Below are 15,810 nucleotides of genomic sequence, written 5' to 3' on the forward strand. Positions count from 1 at the left end.
CCTCCGTGACGCTTTCACCCGGCCGTCACCCCCCGCTCATGATCCGTTCGCCGATCCGAGGACCACCTGCAGCGTGCGTTCGCGGCCCTCGCGCAGCACGGTGAGGGTCAGTGGATCGCCCGGGCGGTGTGCCCTGATCTTGACGATCAGCTCGTCACCGCCCCGGACCCGCTGGCCGTCCACCTTGGTGATCACGTCGCCGGCCTTGATCCCGGCGCGTGCGCCCGGTCCTTCGGCGACCACGGACGGCTTGCCGTCCTCGCCCTTGTCCCCGACCCGGGCTCCGTCGCCCGTGTAGTCCATGTCGAGGGTGACCCCGATGACGGGGTGCGTGGCGCGGCCGGTGCGGATGAGTTCCTCGGCGACGCGCTTGCCCTGGTTGATGGGGATGGCGAAGCCGAGCCCGATGGAGCCGCCCTGGCGGCTGGGGTCGTCCTTGTCGGCGCCGCGGATCGCGCTGTTGATGCCGACCACGCGGGCCCTGGCGTCGAGGAGGGGGCCGCCGGAGTTGCCGGGGTTGATCGGGGCGTCGGTCTGCAGCGCGTCGACGTAGCTGATGTCGCTTCCGTCGCCCTTGTCGCCGCCCGCGGTGACGGGCCGGCCGGTGGCGCTGATGATGCCGGCGGTGACGGTGTTGGAGAGGTCGAAGGGCGCGCCGATGGCCACCACCGGGTCGCCGACCTTCACGTTCTCGGAGTTCCCCAGGCTCAGCGGCCGCAGGCCCCGTACGCCGCTGACCTTGACCACGGCCAGGTCGTACCCGGAGTCGCGGCCGACCAGCTCGGCGGTGACGCTCTCGCCGGTGCTGAAGGTGACCGCCATCTCCTTGGAGTCGGCGACCACGTGGTTGTTGGTCAGGATGTGGCCCTGCTCGTCGAGGACGAAGCCGGTGCCCGTGCCGCTGCCCTTCTCGCCCCGCACGTGCAGGGTGACCACTCCGGGGAGCGCGGTGGCCGCGATCCCGGCCACGCTCTCGGGTGCCCGGCCCTTGTCGGCGACGGCGGCCTGGGGGAGCTCCAGCCGGGTGCTGCTCTGCCGTTCGGCGAGGACGCCGACGTAGCCGCCGATCCCGCCGGCGAGGAGGGCGGTTCCGGCGCTGAGGGCCGCCACCTGCCACAGCCGGAAGCCGCGCCGGTCCCGGCCGCGGTCCACGACCTGGAGCGGCTGCTCGCCCCAGGGGTCGTAGCGCACCTCGCGGGCCGGCGGTCCGCCGTCCTGGCCGGCCTCGTGGGCGGCCGGGACACGGTCCTCGGCGCCGGGCTCCCGCCACGCCCCCTGGCCCGCCTCGTCCTCGGCTCCGGGCCGCGGGGCGGGCACTGCCCCGGGGCGGCCGTCAGCCGTGTCCTCGGGCCGGCTCCACCACTGTGGAGCCGGATCGGTCTGCTGCCTGTCGGCCATCGGCGCTCCCCGCGTACCTGTGCGCATGTGGAGTCGATTCAACCAGCTCCGGTGTCAGCGCAGCAGGGAGACCGGACGCGCGGGGCTCGCAGGGGTGGGGTGTACGGGCGGCAGGGGGGTCGCGGCGGTCGACAGGAGGGTCGGGACGGCCGCGGGCGTGGGCATGCGCTCACGGACGGACGCGTCGGCCACGGGGAGGGCGGGGCCGGTCCTGGAGGCGGGCGCGGGGGAATCCCCCCGGACGTTCGGGTCCAGGCCCTCCTGCGGCAGCGCACCGCCCAGGGCGAGCGCGGCCAGCGACACGGCTCCGGCGGCGACGAAGGCGAACCGGCGGCGCGGCCGGCCCACCTCGTGTATGCGGAAGCCCTGCTGCTGCGGCCGGGCGGCCGGGGGCAGCCCGTACGTGAACGCGTCGAAGGGGCCGGCCGCCGTCGGGCCCGGTGGACCGCCGACCGGCCCGGAGGGGCCGTCAGGGCCGCCGGGAAGCCCCTGCAGCCGCGCCAGCAGTCCCGCGGACAGCGGCGGGGGCGCGCTCTCCACGAACATGGTCTTCAGGCGGCGCTGGGCATCGGCCTCGGCCTTGCACTTGGCGCACGTCGCCAGGTGGGCCAGGACCCGCTCCCGTGCGTCGTGCTTCAGCTCCCCGTCCACCAGGGCGGCAAGCCGGTCGCCCAGGTGCTGTTCGGCAGGAGACGGACTGACTTCGCTCACTCGGCTCCGCCCTCTCCCCCGGCACCGGGGGCGCCCATCGCCACGCCCGCCAGGGCGCGCTGCTCGGCGCGTGCCTCGGGGGACCGGTGCTTGAGCGCCTTGCGCAGGTGCGAACGGCCCCGGTGGATACGGCTGCGCACGGTGCCGAGCTTCACGCCGAGCGTGGCGGCGATCTCCTCGTACGACAGGCCTTCGATGTCGCACAGCACCACGGCGGCGCGGAACTCGGGCGCGAGGGTGTCCAGCGCCTGCTGGACGTCCGCGTCGAAGTGGGTGTCGTGCAGCACCTGCTGCGGGGACGGCTCACGGCTCGGCAGTCGCTCGGCGGCGTCGTCGGCGAGCGCGTCGAAGCGGATCCGCTGCTTGCGGCGGACCATGTCCAGGAACAGGTTCGTCGTGATGCGGTGGAGCCAGCCCTCGAAGGTGCCGGGCGTGTACGTGGAGAGCGAGCGGAAGACGCGGACGAAGACTTCTTGGGTCAGGTCCTCGGCATCGTGCTGGTTACCCGTCAGACGGTAGGCAAGGCGGTAGACCCGCGCGCTGTGCGTGCTGACGATCTCCTCCCACGAAGGAGGGGTCCACGCCTGGGAGCCCGCGTCGGCGGCAAAGGTCGCGGTGGTCGCGGCGTCGGCGGTGTGGAAGCGGTCAGCAATGTAGGTCACGGATTTCGGCTCACCCGCCGACCAGAAGAGGCGTCTCAGCGCGCCCCTACGATCCACAGGCGCAGCCGCACCTCCCCTGTCGGCTCTGGTGGTGTCCAGTGGAGTCCCTACCATAGCCACCCCCTCTGTCAGCTCCGGATAAGCGTTTTTGCAGTATCTTTACGCGGGATTTAGGTCCCGGAGCGGCCCCGGCCGTCGATCTGCCCGGCACCGTCCCTTCTCATCCCGCATCCACCCTGCACAACGCCCGGTCCCATCTGCGGGTTCCCGACGTCAGCGGATACAGTCACCGTTGCGCCAACTATGGGGACAGGAGAGGGTCATTACCGGCAACCGGCAGACGAGCTGGGCGTTCGCCGACGCGTTTGTCGCCGAGGACGACGCTCTGCGATGGGCCCGCGACCGGTCCAGGGAAGCGGGCCTGCGCTCCGTCTCCCCCGGCACCGGGGCCGCGCTGCGCCTGCTGGCCGCCACCGCGGACGCCAAGGCGGTCGCCGAGATCGGCACCGGAACGGGTGTCTCCGGCATCCACCTCCTGCACGGCATGCGCCCCGACGGGGTGCTGACCACGGTGGATCCCGAGCCGGACCGGCAGGCCTTCGCCCGCCAGGCCTTCCGCGCCGCCGGCTTCGCGGGCAACCGCGCCCGCTTCATCCCCGGCCGCGCCCTCGACGTCCTGCCCCGGCTCGCCGACGGCGGGTACGACCTCGTCTTCTGCGACGGGGACCCCACCGAGTCCCTCGACTACCTCGCCGAATCGTTGCGGCTGCTGCGCCCCGGCGGGCTGGTGTGCTTCGAGGGGGTCTTCTCCGACGGCCGTACGGTCGACTCCGCGGCCCAGCCGGTGGAGGTGCTCCGCGTCCGCGAGCTGCTGCGCAGCGTCCGGGAGAGCCCGGCCCTGGAGGCCGCGCTACTGCCGGTGGGCGACGGGCTGCTCTGCGCCGTCCGTCGCTGAGCGGCCGGGCGCCCGGCCCCCGTACGGTCAGCTCAGGAGCGCGAAGGTGAGCGCGGCCGTGCCGCCGAGGGCGGTGCCGGCGAGCAGCTGAGCCGGGGTGTGCGCCTTCAGCACCAGGCGGGACCAGCCGACGGCGGCGGCGATCAGGGCCGCGGGGAGCACCGGCGGGCCGAAGACGAGCGCCAGGATCATCACCATGCCGCCGGCCACCGACATGTGGACGGATATCTGCCAGCCGACCGTGACCAGCAGGGACGAGACCAGGCCCACGAGCATCGCGACGACGAGCGCGAAGACCTCCCGGGGTGCGCCGAGGACGTGCAGCAGGGTGATCCCGGCGAGGACGGAGAGCAGGCTCAGGCCCATCGGGACGAGCCGCTGCCGCCGCACGCGGATGTGCTGGTCGGTCAGCGCCCCCCGGCGGACGCCCAGAACGATGATGCCGATCGGGACCACGCCGCAGAACAGGGCGCCGAGCAGGCCCCAGCCGAGCCCGGTCCACGAGGTGGTGCTGTGCCAGCCGACCAGCAGGAGCAGGGCCACCACGAGGTTCGCCGGCGCCAGCACGTCGGAGAGGACCCGAGCCGCCTTCTGACGGGGGCCGCAGTCGGCGAAGGCGGGCGGCGCGGGCGGGGAGAAGGTCACGGCGGGGCTCCGGAGAGGATCTGTCCTCGAACACGACACAACGCTGCCCCGGCCGCTGATCGCGGTCGGGGCAGCGCAGAGAATGCAGAAGGTGGAAGTGCTGTCAGCGTCAGCCGACGACCTTCTTCAGGGCGTCACCCAGGGCGTCCGCCTCATCAGGGGTCAGCTCGACGACAAGCCGACCGCCGCCCTCGAGCGGTACGCGCATGACGATGCCCCGCCCCTCCTTGGTGACCTCGAGCGGGCCGTCGCCCGTCCGCGGCTTCATGGCCGCCATGCTCGTTCCCCTTCCTGAAACCAGCTCATCGTCAGCCGACGGCCCCGTTCAGGCGCCTAATACCCGGCATCGAACACATTGCTTCCCAGCCATTATCCCGCATGTCAGGACCCGATGACCAACATCGCCCGGGAACGCTTGGGCAACGCGCTCGACCAAAACCACTCATTTCGGGGACCCGCCTGCGATACTTCGCCGCCGCACCGCGGGAACGGCTCCGGCTTTCTTTGACGCACATCACATGTGCGCGCCGCGTCCGGTCCGCCATGCTGGCCCTTGCACCGGCCGATACCGGCCGGTAGCCAAGCCCGCGACGAAGGGGGACCCCCTGCCATGGCCGACAGCGTGCTCTACGAAGTGACCGACGGACTCGCGACCATCACGATCAACCGTCCGGACGCGATGAACGCGATGAACACCGAGGCCAAGGTCGCCCTGCGCGACGCGGTCGAGGCCGCGGCCGGGGACACGGCGGTACGGGCCGTCCTGCTGACCGCGGCCGGCGACAGGGCCTTCTGCGTGGGCCAGGACCTCAAGGAACACATCGGGAACCTCGCCTCGGACCGCGAGAGCGGCACCTCGCTGACCATGTCCACGGTCAAGGAGCACTACAACCCGATCGTCCGGGCGCTCACCGAGATGCCGAAGCCTGTCGTGGCCGGGGTGAACGGCGTCGCGGCCGGGGCGGGCTTCGGCTTCGCGCTGGCGGCGGACTTCCGGGTGGTCGCCGACACCGCCTCTTTCAACACCTCGTTCGCCGGCGTGGCGCTGACCGCCGACTCCGGGGTCTCGTGGACCCTCCCCCGCCTGATCGGCGGCTCCCGCGCCTCGGACCTGCTGCTCTTCCCGCGGTCGGTCAAGGCCAAGGAGGCGTACGAGCTCGGCATCGCCAACCGTCTGGTGCCCGCGGACTCCCTGCGCGCCGAGGCCGAGTCCGTGGCCCGCACCCTCGCCGCGGGCCCCACGGTCGCGTACGCCGCGCTGAAGCAGTCCCTGGCCTACGGGGCCTCCCACTCCCTCGCGGACGCCCTGGCCCACGAGGACGTCCTCCAGACCCGTGCGGGGGCCTCCGAGGACCACGGCATCGCCGTCCAGGCCTTCCTCGCGAAGCAGCCGCCGCAGTACCTGGGCCGCTAGGCTCCCGCCACAGCCGGGCCTCCGCCCCGAACCCCGCCGGGCTCCGCCCGAACCCGCGCGTGCGGCCGGATGATGCGGCGGCGCAAAAACCGGGCCCCCGCCCCGCACCCCGCGCCTCAAACGCCGGCGAGGCTGGAGTGGTGCGGCCAGGCTGCATGGTGCCGGTGGGATTGGGCCGTGCGGCTCAAAGACCGGGGCTCCGCCCCGCACCCCGCTCCTCAAACGCCGGAGGGGCTGGATTCGGGCTGGGGTAGCAGCCGGGCCGGTTGGGCCGGGGTCGGGTGTGTGCCGGGGTGTCCCCGCAGGGCGCCGAACACAACAAGGCCGATCAATCCGACCCCCCGACACGTTCGGCGCCCGAGGAGACACCCCGGCGCGCGCCCGACCCCGGCACAACCGGCCCCACCCCAAGCCCCGCCAGCGTTTGAGGCGCGGGGTCCGGGGCGGAGCCCCGGCAGCGGCGCCGCCCGGCCCCCGCCCGGCCCGCTCAGCTCGCCGCCAGGCGCGAGGCGCAGGCAGCCAGGTGGTCGTTGACGAGCCCGCAGGCCTGCATCAGCGCGTAGGCCGTGGTGGGGCCGACGAAGCGGATGCCGGCCTTCTTCAGGGCCTTGGAGAGGGCGATGGACTCCGGGGTGATGGCCGGCACCTCGGTGACCATCGACGGCGCGGCTCCGGGCTCCTCCGGAACGTGGGACCAGATCAGCGCGTCCAGCTCGCCCGGCTCCCAGCCGGCCAGGACCTTCGCGTTGGCCAGGGTCGCCTCGATCTTGGCCCGGTTGCGGATGATCCCCTCGTCGGCCAGCAGCCGCTCCGCGTCCCGCTCGTCGAACTCCGCGACCGCCGCGATCTTGAAGTCGGCGAAGGCCGTACGGAAGCCCTCGCGGCGCCGCAGGATCGTGATCCAGGACAGCCCCGACTGGAAGGCCTCCAGGCACAGCCGTTCGTACAGGGCGTCGTCGCCGTGGACCGAACGCCCCCACTCGGTGTCGTGGTAGGCGACGTAGTCCGGCGTGGACAGCGCCCACGGGCAGCGCAGCAGCCCGTCCGCTCCGGCCAGCACACCGCTCACCGCTCACCGCCCTTGCCGAGGTCCACCCGGTCGGTCACGTCCGCCGGGGCGGCGGGGCCGGCCGCCGCGGCGGTCAGCTGCGCGATCCGCGCGTCCCGCTCGGCCAGTTCCGCCGCGAGCCGCTCCAGTACGTCGTCCACCTCGGCCATCCGGTAGCCGCGCGGCGCGACGGGCAGTCGCAGTGCGTCGATATCCGCCCGTACGACGGGCCGGGTCTCCGGCAGCCCGTCCGCCACCCGGTCCGGCTCCGCTTCCGGCAGGACGGCCTCCGAGCCGCCCCCGATCACGGCCAGGGTGACCGCCGCCACGACCACGACCAGCGCGATCATCAAGAAGAAGAACACGATCAACTCCCCTGAGAGACTCCGGCCACCAGGTTAAGGTCGCAGGCGAGGCGCGAGGGCCGCCGAAGGAGGAAAGAGCAGGATGCTGCGACTGGGCAGGCGCGAGTTCGACACCCACGAGCCGGTGATCATGGCCATCGTGAACCGGACTCCGGACTCCTTCTACGACCAGGGCGCGACGTTCCGCGACGAGCCGGCGCTGGACCGGGTCGAGCAGGCGGTCGCCGAGGGCGCCGCGATCATCGACATCGGCGGGGTCAAGGCGGGCCCGGGCGAGCACGTGGACGCGGCCGAGGAGGCGCGGCGCACCGTCGGCTTCGTGGCCGAGGTCCGGCGCCGCTTCCCGGACGTGGTGATCAGCGTGGACACCTGGCGGCACGAGGTCGGCGAGGCCGTGTGCGAGGCCGGGGCGGACCTGCTGAACGACGCGTGGGGCGGGGTGGACCCCAAGCTGGCGGAGGTCGCGGCGCGCTACGACGCCGGCCTCGTCTGCACCCACGCGGGCGAGGTCGAGCCGCGCACCCGGCCGCACCGGATCGCGTACGAGGACGTGATGGGGGACATCCTGCGGGTCACGGTCGGCCTCGCCGAACGCGCCGCCGCGCTCGGCGTCCGCCGGGACGCGATCATGATCGATCCTGGCCACGACTTCGGGAAGAACACCCGCCACTCGCTGGAGGCCACGCGCAGGCTGGACGAGATGACGGCGACGGGCTGGCCGGTCCTCGTCTCCCTGTCCAACAAGGACTTCGTCGGCGAGACCCTCGACAAGCCGGTCAAGGAACGCCTGCTGGGCACCCTGGCCACGACGGCCGTCTCGGCCTGGCTGGGCGCCCAGGTCTACCGCGTCCACGAGGTCGCCGAGACCCGCCAGGTCCTGGAAATGGTCCGCTCGATCCAAGGCCACCGCCCCCCGGCAGTCGCCCGCCGCGGCCTGGCCTGAGGGCCGGCCCCGCAGCCGGGGTCGGGTGTGCGGCGGGGTGCCCCCGCAGGGCGCCGAACACAACCCCGCCGCACTTTCCAGCCCCTGGAAACGTTCGGTGCCCGAGGAGGCACCCCGGCGCGCGCCCGGCCCCGGCGGCCCCACCACGCGGGGCGGGGACGGGGACGGGCTGAAAAGACCCTGGGGCTCCGCCCCGGACCCCGCGCCTCAAACGCCGGCGAGGCCGATTCGCGCTACTTGCCGACTTCCTTCGTCACCAGCGCGATCGCCTCGTCCACGTCGTCCGTGACGTGGAACAGGTAGAGGTCCTTCTCCGAGGCCTTGCCCTGGGCGATCACCGTGTTGCGCAGCCAGTCGATGAGGCCGCTCCAGTACTCCGTGCCGAACAGCACGATCGGGAAGCGGGTGATCTTCTGGGTCTGGACCAGGGTCAGCGCCTCGAACAGCTCGTCCAGCGTGCCCAGGCCGCCCGGCAGGACGACGAAGCCCTGGCTGTACTTCACGAACATCGTCTTGCGGACGAAGAAGTACCGGAAGTTCAGCCCGAGATCGACGTGCTGGTTGAGCCCCTGCTCGAACGGGAGCTCGATGCCGAGGCCGACCGAGATGCCGTTGGCCTCGCGGGCGCCCTTGTTGGCCGCCTCCATCGCTCCCGGACCGCCTCCGGTGATCACCGCGAAGCCGGCGTCGACCAGCGCGCCGCCGATCCGTACGCCGGCCTCGTACTCGGGCGTGCCCGCCGCGGTGCGGGCCGATCCGAACACGCTGATCGCGGGCGGCAGCTCGGCGAGCGTGCCGAAGCCCTCGATGAACTCCGACTGGATGCGCAGGACCCGCCAGGGATCGGTGTGCACCCACTCGGAGGGCCCGGCGGAGTCCAGCAGCCGCTGGTCCGTCGTACTGCCCGCCTGCACCTGGCTCCGCCTCCTCAGCACCGGCCCGAGCTGCTGCTCCTCGGGCCGACGACGAGCGGAACTTTCGGGGTTGCCCATGATGTGCTCCCTCCTGCTGATCGTTGGATCAGGGTAGGCGCACAAAGGTGACGGGAAGCGGAATTCAGGCGGTCAGCCAGGCGCGGAGTCGTTCCTCGCAGTGCAGGATCGCCTTCGTCTCGACCCGCTCGTCGACCTTGTGGGCCAGCAGGGCGTCTCCCGGCCCGTAGTTGACCGCCGGGACGCCCAGCGCGCTGAAGCGGGAGACGTCCGTCCAGCCGAACTTCGGCATGGCACGGCCGCCGACCGCCTCCATGAAGGCCGCGGCCGCCGGGTGCGAGAGCCCGGGGAGGGCGCCGCCGGAGGAGTCGTCGACGACGAACTCGGCGATGTCGCAGTCCGCGAACACCTCCCGTACGTGGGCCAGGGCCTCGGCCTCCGTGCGGTCGGGGGCGTAGCGGAAGTTGACCGTCACCGTGCACGCGTCGGGGATGACGTTGTTGGCGACGCCGCCCTCGATGCGCACCGCGTTGAGGCCCTCGTGGTACTCCAGGCCGTCGATGACCGGCTTGCGCGGTTCGTACGCCGCGAGCCGGGCCAGGATCGGGCCCGCCGAGTGGATGGCGTTGGAGCCCATCCAGCTGCGGGCGGAGTGGGCGCGCTCGCCGACGGTGCGCAGCAGGACGCGCAGGGTGCCCTGACAGCCGCCCTCGACCTCGGCGTTCGAGGGTTCCAGCAGCACCGCGAAGTCGCCCGTCAGCCAGTGGGGGTGGGCCTCGGCGACCTTGCCCAGGCCGTTGAGGTCGGCGGCGACCTCCTCCTGGTCGTAGAAGACGAAGGTGAGGTCCCGGTTCGGCTCGGGCACGGTCGCGGCGATGCGCAGCTGTACGGCGACACCGGACTTCATGTCGGTGGTGCCGCAGCCCCACAGGACGTCGTTCTCGTCGAGGCGGGACGGGACGTTGTCGGCGATCGGCACGGTGTCGAGGTGGCCGGCGAGCACGACGCGCTCGGCGCGGCCGAGGTGCGTGCGGGCGACGACGTTGTTGCCGAAGCGGTCCACCGTGAGGTGCGGCAGGCCGCGCAGCGCGTCTTCCACGAGGTCGGCGAGTACCTTCTCGTCGCCGCTCACGGACGGAATGTCGACGAGCCGGGCGGTCAGCTCGGCGGCGTCCAGGGTGAGGTCCAGCTCGGATTCGGACATGGAACTGACCCTAACGCCCCGGACTGGGGCGGGGCCTCGCCGTCCGGCCGGTGGACGCGTCATATGCCTCAAGTACGGTGGGCCGCGTGTCCGAGAACCGTGATCCCCGTCCTCGCCGCCGCCGGCCGCCGCGCGCGGCCGTCGGTCTGCTCGTTCTCCTCGCGGTGATCGGCTACTTCGCCGTGCAGCGCGCCTCGAACGGCGGTGGCGGCGCCCCGTTCTGCGTGGCCAGCGCGAAGGAGGGCGACGCCGAGGGAACCTCCGAATCGTACGAAATGTCCCCGGAGCAGGCGGCGAACGCGGCGACGATAGCCGCGGTCGGCGTGGCGAAGGGGCTGCCGGACCGGGCGGTGACGATCGCGCTGGCGACCGCCATGCAGGAGTCCGCGCTGCGCAACCTCGACCACGGCGACCGTGACTCGCTGGGCCTGTTCCAGCAGCGGCCCTCGATGGGCTGGGGCACACCGGAGCAGATCACGGACCCGGTCTACTCCGCCGGCATCTTCTACGACCACCTCGTCGACGTGCCGGGGTACTCGCGGCTGCCGCTGACGGTGGCCGCGCAGAAGGTGCAGCGCAGCGGGTTCCCGCAGGCGTACGCGAAGCACGAGCCGGACGCGACCGTGCTGACGGCGGCCTTCGCGGGCGGCGGCAGCCTGGACTGCGGCGGTCCCAAGCCGGCCGGGCCGGGGGACCCGGAGAAGGTACGGGCCGAAATGATCCGGATCTTCGGCAAGGACGGGCTGCACACGATTCCCCCGCAGGCCGGCCAGGTGGGTCAGGCCGGCCGGAACAGCGGCGGCGGCAAGGGGGTCACGGAGGCCGAGGTCACCCTGGTGGAGAAGGCGAACGGCGGTGAGGCCGCCGGTCGCCGCAGCCGGGCGATGGCCCACTGGGCGGTGGCCAACTCCAAGGAGATGGGCATCTCCCGGGTGTCGTACGACATGCGCGCCTGGGTCGGGGGCCAGGACCGGGGCCGGTGGCAGCAGAAGGGCGGCACGGGGGCGAAGGACGGGGCCGGGGACCCGCACCACGCGAATCCGGGCGAGGTACGGATCTTCATGGCCCGCTGACCCTGCCCGCCGATCCCGCCCGCCGATCCTGCCCGCCGGCCCTCCTCCGGGCCGGGTCACACCGGCTTGGGGCGTCCGTCGGGATCCCTGACGACACGCCGGGGCGGACACCCGGCCGCGCGTACGAGTGATCACTCCTGCGAGGGTGATCCGTTCGGCGGGCCACGGACCCCGGAGCGGACGGAAGCCCTGGTGGGCCGCGTCCGATGCGCTTGTCGCGGAAGCCGATTAAACGATGCGTTACCGATCCTTTACCCACCGGCACCGCAACTCCACCCGCCCCGCGAGCGGTTAGTCACGGCGTACTCAGCCGCTACCGCTTAGGAGCAACATGTCTCTCCCCCTGACCCGTCGGATCGCCCGTGCCGCGCTGCTCCTCGCAGCCGGGGCAGCGCCCGTGGTCGGTGCGGCCGGCGCGGCCAGCGCCGCCGGTCTGGAGTCCGTGCCGCAGCTGGGCGCACTCGCCGCGCAGGACGCGCCCGAAGCCACCACCGACGCGACCGCGGGTGCGGCCACGGACGCGGCCACCGACGCCGTGGGCTCCACCTCCAAGACCCTGTCGGCCCCGGCCGCCGACGTGGCCGGCAAGGCGGGGGGCCTGCTCGGCGGGCTGCCCACGACGAAGGAGCTGCCGGTCTCCCAGCTCCCCGTGTCCGAGCTGCCCGTGTCCGAGCTGCCCGTGTCCGAGCTGCCCGTGTCCGACCTGCCCGTGGGCAGTGTCGGCAGTGTCCTGCCGGCGGGACTGCCCGGTGGCGCGCCGCTGGGCGGCTGACACCGCGGGACACACCGAGGGGGCCGGGAGTGCGAACTCCCGGCCCCCTCGGGCCGTTGCGGACCTGCCCGGCGCTCAGCCGAGGCGCTTGACCGCCGCCTCGACGCGCTCGTCGGTGGCGGTGAAGGCGACGCGCACGAACCGCGCGCCGGCGTCGCCGTAGAAGTCGCCCGGCGCCACCAGGATGCCCAGGTCCGCCAGGTGGGCGACGGTCTCCCAGCAGGGCTCGTCCCGGGTCACCCACAGGTAGAGGCTGGCCTCGCTGTGCTCGACCCGGAAGCCGTGCGCCTCCAGGGCCGCGCGCAGTGCCGCGCGGCGGGCCGCGTAGCGCTCGCGCTGCTCCTCGACGTGGTGGTCGTCGCCGAGCGCCGCCACCGTGGCCGCCTGCACCGGGGCCGGGGTCATCATGCCGCCGTGCTTGCGGATCTCCAGGAGCTCGCCGAGCACGTCCGCGTCACCGGCGATGAAGGCCGCCCGGTAGCCGGCCAGGTTGGAGCGCTTCGACAGGGAGTGGACGGCGACGATGCCCTCGTACGAGCCGCCGCAGACCTCGTCGTGCAGGACGGAGACGGGCTCGGCGTCCCAGCCGAGCTCCAGGTAGCACTCGTCGCTGAAGATCAGGATCCCGTGCTCGCGCGCCCAGGCCACGATCCGGATCAGCTCCTCCTTGGGGAGGACCTTTCCGGTGGGGTTGGACGGGGAGTTGAGCCACAGGAGCTTCACGCCGGCCGGGTCGAGCTCGGTCGGGTCGTCGTAGACGACGGCCTCGGCCCCGCACAGCCGCGCGCCGACCTCGTACGTCGGGTAGGCGAGCCGGGGGTAGGCGACCTTGTCGGCGGCGCCGAGGCCGAGCTGGGTCGGCAGCCAGGCCACCAGTTCCTTGGAGCCGACGACCGGCAGGACGTTGCGGTGCTCGGCGGCGCTCGCGCCGAGGCGCCCGCGCACCCAGCCCGTGATCGCGTCGCGCAGGGCCACCGTGCCCCACACCGTCGGGTAGCCCGGGGAGTCCGCGGCCTCGATCAGGGCGCGCTGGATCAGCTGCGGGACCGGGTCCACGGGCGTGCCGACCGAGAGGTCGACGATGCCGTCCGCGTGGGCCGCCGCCGTCTTCTTGTACGGCTCCAGCTTGTCCCAGGGGAAGGCGGGAAGACGGTCGGATACTGCGGCCACGATGGTCTCTGCTCTCTCTGAGTACTGGCTGGTAACGGGTCCGCAAACGCCTCGGCCCCGTCCGGCGACGAGGCCGTACGGGACCGAGGGGCGCGCCTGCCTGAAGCGTCAGTGCTCGCCGTTGATACCGGCAGGCAGCGCGGCGACGAAGGGGTGATCGCGCTCGATCAGGCCCAGCTTGGAGGCACCGCCAGGCGAACCGAGCTCGTCGAAGAACTCGACGTTCGCCTTGTAGTAGTCCTTCCACTCTTCCGGAGTGTCGTCCTCGTAGAAGATGGCCTCGACCGGGCAGACCGGCTCACACGCACCACAGTCGACGCACTCGTCCGGGTGGATGTACAAGGACCGCTGGCCCTCGTAGATGCAGTCGACGGGGCACTCTTCGATGCATGCCTTGTCCTTGACGTCGACACAAGGCTCCGCGATGACGTAGGTCACGCTCTCGTTCCTCCTCGGTAGGGCTTTCCATATCGCGCGGGAGCGCGGCGTCGTCGATGCCCGCACCTAGTATCTCCGTTCCCGGGCACGATCCGAACAGGAGGGGCGGACAGAGCTGTGGAAATCAACGCCGGAGGACTGCTGGAGGTCCGAATTACCCCGGCTGACGTGGGTAAACGTGTCTCTGTACGACGGGTGGAGGCCCGGCTGAGCGGATCACCCGAGTTCACGGACACGGTCGGTGTTCTCACATCCTGGGACCAGGGTGTGCTGCTGATCACAAAGAAGAACGGGCAGTCCGTCCGCATCGCGGAATCCTCCCTGGTCGCGGGCAAGATCGTGCCTCCGGCGCCGGCCCGGAGGCGGGGTCCGGCGGCCTCCTTCGAGGAGCTGTCGCGGATCACGGCGCGGTCCTGGCAGCCGCTGGAGAGCGAGCCGCTGGGCGAGTGGACCCTGCGGGCCGCCGCCGGTTTCACCCGGCGGGCCAATTCCGTACTGGCGGTGGGCGACCCGGGGATACCCCTGGACGATGCACTCGCGCGAGTGACCTCCTGGTACGCGGAACGAGGGCTTCCGGCCTATGTGCAGGCCGCGACCGGGGCCGTCGGCACGCAGGAGCTGCTCTGCGCGGAGCTGGAACGGCGGGGCTGGACGTCCGAGGTGTCGGCGGAGGTACGGATCGGGGCGCTGGCCACGGTGGCCGACGTGGCGGCGCCCGCCGCCGGATCCGTACGGCTGACCCGCGTCCCGGACGAGGAGTGGCTCGGGCGCTACGGGAAGGCCGACGACCCGGACGTGGCGCGGCGGCTGCTGGTGGAAGGGCCGTCGGTGTGGTTCGCGGCGCTGCCCGGGTGCCGGGCCGTCGGGCGGTGCGTGGTGGACGGGCGGTGGGCCGGCTTCTCGGCGGTCACCGTCGATCCCGTGGAGCGGCGGCAGGGCCTGGCGACGGCGGTGATGGCCGCGCTGGCCCGCAAGGCCCTGGAGGAGGGCGCGTCGGCGGCGTGGCTGCAGGTCGAGACGGACAACGCGGGGGCGCGGGCGCTGTACGACGGGCTGGGCTTCGCGACGCACCACGCGTACCACCACTACCGGGCGGCGGGGTGAGTCCGGCGGACCGGCGGGAGCAGTTCGCGGCGGAGGCCCGCTCGGAGCGGCCCGATCTGGCGCTGATGTGCCTGCTGCTGGCGGCGGAGGCGGACCCGGAGCTGGACGAACGCGCCATGGACTGGGCGCAGATCGAGCTGGACCGGCTCGCCGGGATGCTGCCGTACGGGCTGCGGGACGCGCGGGCCTGGGCGTCGGCCGTGACGGAACTGCTGGGCGGGCGGCTCGGCTTCCACGGCACCCCGGCGGACTACGGCCGGCTGTCGTCCTCGCTGCTGCACGAGGTCCTGCGGCGGCGCCGCGGCCTCCCGATCCTCCTGTCCGTCGTCTGGATGGAGGTCGCCCGGCGGGCGGGGGCGCCGGTGTACGGGCTGGGGCTGCCGGGGCACTTCGTGGTGGGCTTCGGGGACCCGGAGGAGGGCGTGGTCGTGGATCCCTTCGCGGGCGGCGCGTCGCTGGGCGCCGGGCCCGCGGAGCTGGCGTCGGGGCCGCGTACGCCGGCCGGCACCCTGGCCATCGTGCTGCGGATCCTGGGCAATGTACGGGCCTGGGCGTCGGCCCGCCCGGAGCAGTCGGGCGTGGCCCTGTGGTCGCTCGACCTGTCGCTGCTGCTGCCGTCGCACCCGGCGGCGCTGCGGTACGAGCGGGCGCGGCTGCTGGTGGAACGGGGCTCGTTCCAGGAGGGCGCGGTGGCGCTCGACGCGTACGCGGACGTCGTGGCCGCGGTCGACCCCGACGCGGCGGCCCGCGTCCACGCGGAGGCGGCCTCCGCCCGCGCCCTGCTGAACTGACCCGGCGCCCCGCCCCGGACCCCGGCGACGGTGGCGCGGGCGACCGCGGGGCGGGCCCCGGCGGGGTTCGGGGCGGGAGAGATCCGCCCGTACCGGGTCCCGCGCGGCAGTGCCGGGCGTCGTGTGTGCCGGAGGACGGATGGCTTGCGGCGGGCATGACAGTGCCCCCGCCCGGGGCCGGGCGG

18 protein-coding genes are annotated in these 15,810 nt (G+C 73.0%); 7 read left to right on the forward strand and 11 right to left on the reverse strand.

Going from position 1 to position 15,810, the window contains the following annotated elements; genetic code table 11:
* Window positions 1-36: 36 nt before the first annotated feature.
* From ACZ4VT_RS13265 to sigE, 3 genes are read right to left on the reverse strand one after another with little or no spacing between them, the layout of a single operon-like run.
* Window positions 37-1,398 (reverse strand): S1C family serine protease, encoded by a 1,362-nt coding sequence (locus ACZ4VT_RS13265; RefSeq protein ID WP_467949103.1) that lies wholly within the window; start codon window positions 1,396-1,398, stop codon window positions 37-39.
* Between the two features lie 54 nt (window positions 1,399-1,452).
* Entirely contained in the window at window positions 1,453-2,109 is a 657-nt protein-coding gene (locus tag ACZ4VT_RS13270) for a zf-HC2 domain-containing protein (protein WP_467949105.1), read from the reverse strand.
* Window positions 2,106-2,885 carry an RNA polymerase sigma factor SigE gene (gene sigE, locus ACZ4VT_RS13275; protein ID WP_467949106.1) on the reverse strand — a complete coding sequence of 260 codons (780 nt, stop codon included), beginning with the start codon at window positions 2,883-2,885 and terminating at the stop codon, window positions 2,106-2,108. The genes ACZ4VT_RS13270 and sigE overlap by 4 nt, the downstream gene beginning before the upstream one ends.
* A 178-nt stretch (window positions 2,886-3,063) precedes the next feature.
* Here sigE and ACZ4VT_RS13280 point away from each other — a divergent pair, with 178 nt between their 5' ends.
* Window positions 3,064-3,726: an O-methyltransferase gene (locus ACZ4VT_RS13280; protein ID WP_030710037.1), complete on the forward strand. Its 663-nt coding sequence runs from the start codon at window positions 3,064-3,066 to the stop codon at window positions 3,724-3,726.
* A gap of 27 nt (window positions 3,727-3,753) precedes the next feature.
* On the opposite strand, the gene ACZ4VT_RS13285 is transcribed toward ACZ4VT_RS13280, so the two are convergent.
* Both ACZ4VT_RS13285 and ACZ4VT_RS13290 read right to left on the reverse strand, forming a co-directional pair.
* Entirely contained in the window at window positions 3,754-4,371 is a 618-nt protein-coding gene (locus tag ACZ4VT_RS13285) for a hypothetical protein (RefSeq protein ID WP_467949108.1), read from the reverse strand.
* Window positions 4,372-4,480: 109 nt separating this feature from the next.
* Complete coding sequence (locus ACZ4VT_RS13290) at window positions 4,481-4,648, reverse strand: DUF3117 domain-containing protein (RefSeq protein WP_003966491.1); 168 nt, start codon at window positions 4,646-4,648, stop codon at window positions 4,481-4,483.
* Window positions 4,649-4,981: 333 nt separating this feature from the next.
* Between ACZ4VT_RS13290 and chcB the strand changes: the two genes are divergently transcribed.
* Window positions 4,982-5,785 carry a 2-cyclohexenylcarbonyl CoA isomerase gene (chcB, locus tag ACZ4VT_RS13295; protein WP_467949110.1) on the forward strand — a complete coding sequence of 268 codons (804 nt, stop codon included), beginning with the start codon at window positions 4,982-4,984 and terminating at the stop codon, window positions 5,783-5,785.
* Between the two features lie 487 nt (window positions 5,786-6,272).
* Here chcB and ACZ4VT_RS13300 read toward each other — a convergent pair whose 3' ends face one another.
* Window positions 6,273-6,854: a DNA-3-methyladenine glycosylase I gene (locus tag ACZ4VT_RS13300; protein WP_467949112.1), complete on the reverse strand. Its 582-nt coding sequence runs from the start codon at window positions 6,852-6,854 to the stop codon at window positions 6,273-6,275.
* A complete protein-coding gene (locus ACZ4VT_RS13305) occupies window positions 6,851-7,204 on the reverse strand; it encodes a DivIVA domain-containing protein (RefSeq protein WP_362797348.1) in 354 nt (117 codons plus the stop codon). Before ACZ4VT_RS13305 ends, ACZ4VT_RS13300 begins: the two co-directional genes overlap by 4 nt.
* Before the next feature lie 76 nt (window positions 7,205-7,280).
* Between ACZ4VT_RS13305 and folP the strand changes: the two genes are divergently transcribed.
* Entirely contained in the window at window positions 7,281-8,141 is an 861-nt protein-coding gene (gene folP, locus ACZ4VT_RS13310) for a dihydropteroate synthase (protein ID WP_467949114.1), read from the forward strand.
* A 233-nt stretch (window positions 8,142-8,374) separates the two neighbouring features.
* On the opposite strand, the gene ACZ4VT_RS13315 is transcribed toward folP, so the two are convergent.
* A complete protein-coding gene (locus ACZ4VT_RS13315; RefSeq protein ID WP_365474846.1) occupies window positions 8,375-9,133 on the reverse strand; it encodes an LOG family protein in 759 nt (252 codons plus the stop codon).
* Window positions 9,134-9,197: 64 nt separating this feature from the next.
* Entirely contained in the window at window positions 9,198-10,277 is a 1,080-nt protein-coding gene (dapE, locus tag ACZ4VT_RS13320) for a succinyl-diaminopimelate desuccinylase (RefSeq protein ID WP_467949117.1), read from the reverse strand.
* An 86-nt stretch (window positions 10,278-10,363) separates the two neighbouring features.
* On the opposite strand from dapE, the gene ACZ4VT_RS13325 reads away from it, so the two are divergent.
* Complete coding sequence (locus ACZ4VT_RS13325) at window positions 10,364-11,350, forward strand: hypothetical protein (protein WP_467949119.1); 987 nt, start codon at window positions 10,364-10,366, stop codon at window positions 11,348-11,350.
* Window positions 11,351-11,681: 331 nt separating this feature from the next.
* A complete protein-coding gene (locus ACZ4VT_RS13330) occupies window positions 11,682-12,122 on the forward strand; it encodes an ATP-binding protein (protein ID WP_467949121.1) in 441 nt (146 codons plus the stop codon).
* Window positions 12,123-12,197: 75 nt separating this feature from the next.
* On the opposite strand, the gene dapC is transcribed toward ACZ4VT_RS13330, so the two are convergent.
* Window positions 12,198-13,292 carry a succinyldiaminopimelate transaminase gene (gene dapC / locus ACZ4VT_RS13335; RefSeq protein ID WP_467949123.1) on the reverse strand — a complete coding sequence of 365 codons (1,095 nt, stop codon included), beginning with the start codon at window positions 13,290-13,292 and terminating at the stop codon, window positions 12,198-12,200.
* 108 nt (window positions 13,293-13,400) lie between these two features.
* Window positions 13,401-13,730 carry a ferredoxin gene (gene fdxA, locus ACZ4VT_RS13340; protein WP_030011906.1) on the reverse strand — a complete coding sequence of 110 codons (330 nt, stop codon included), beginning with the start codon at window positions 13,728-13,730 and terminating at the stop codon, window positions 13,401-13,403.
* Between the two features lie 117 nt (window positions 13,731-13,847).
* On the opposite strand from fdxA, the gene ACZ4VT_RS13345 reads away from it, so the two are divergent.
* Both ACZ4VT_RS13345 and ACZ4VT_RS13350 read left to right on the forward strand, forming a co-directional pair.
* A complete protein-coding gene (locus ACZ4VT_RS13345; RefSeq protein WP_467949125.1) occupies window positions 13,848-14,834 on the forward strand; it encodes a GNAT family N-acetyltransferase in 987 nt (328 codons plus the stop codon).
* On the forward strand, window positions 14,831-15,625 hold the full coding sequence (locus ACZ4VT_RS13350; RefSeq protein ID WP_467949126.1) for a transglutaminase-like domain-containing protein: 795 nt from the start codon (window positions 14,831-14,833) through the stop codon (window positions 15,623-15,625). The genes ACZ4VT_RS13345 and ACZ4VT_RS13350 overlap by 4 nt, the downstream gene beginning before the upstream one ends.
* Window positions 15,626-15,810 lie beyond the last annotated feature (185 nt).

This window comes from Streptomyces sp. NPDC029164 (assembly GCF_055563995.1).

Bases quoted from the DNA above. Each gene is read 5' to 3' on its own strand.
- ACZ4VT_RS13265 (WP_467949103.1), bottom strand. From the start codon at position 1,398: ATGGCCGACAGGCAGCAGACCGATCCGGCTCCACAGTGGTGGAGCCGG.
- sigE (WP_467949106.1), bottom strand. From the start codon at position 2,885: ATGGTAGGGACTCCACTGGACACCACCAGAGCCGACAGGGGAGGTGCG.
- ACZ4VT_RS13290 (WP_003966491.1), bottom strand. From the start codon at position 4,648: ATGGCGGCCATGAAGCCGCGGACGGGCGACGGCCCGCTCGAGGTCACC.
- chcB (WP_467949110.1), top strand. From the start codon at position 4,982: ATGGCCGACAGCGTGCTCTACGAAGTGACCGACGGACTCGCGACCATC.
- folP (WP_467949114.1), top strand. From the start codon at position 7,281: ATGCTGCGACTGGGCAGGCGCGAGTTCGACACCCACGAGCCGGTGATC.
- ACZ4VT_RS13315 (WP_365474846.1), bottom strand. From the start codon at position 9,133: ATGGGCAACCCCGAAAGTTCCGCTCGTCGTCGGCCCGAGGAGCAGCAG.
- dapE (WP_467949117.1), bottom strand. From the start codon at position 10,277: ATGTCCGAATCCGAGCTGGACCTCACCCTGGACGCCGCCGAGCTGACC.
- ACZ4VT_RS13330 (WP_467949121.1), top strand. From the start codon at position 11,682: ATGTCTCTCCCCCTGACCCGTCGGATCGCCCGTGCCGCGCTGCTCCTC.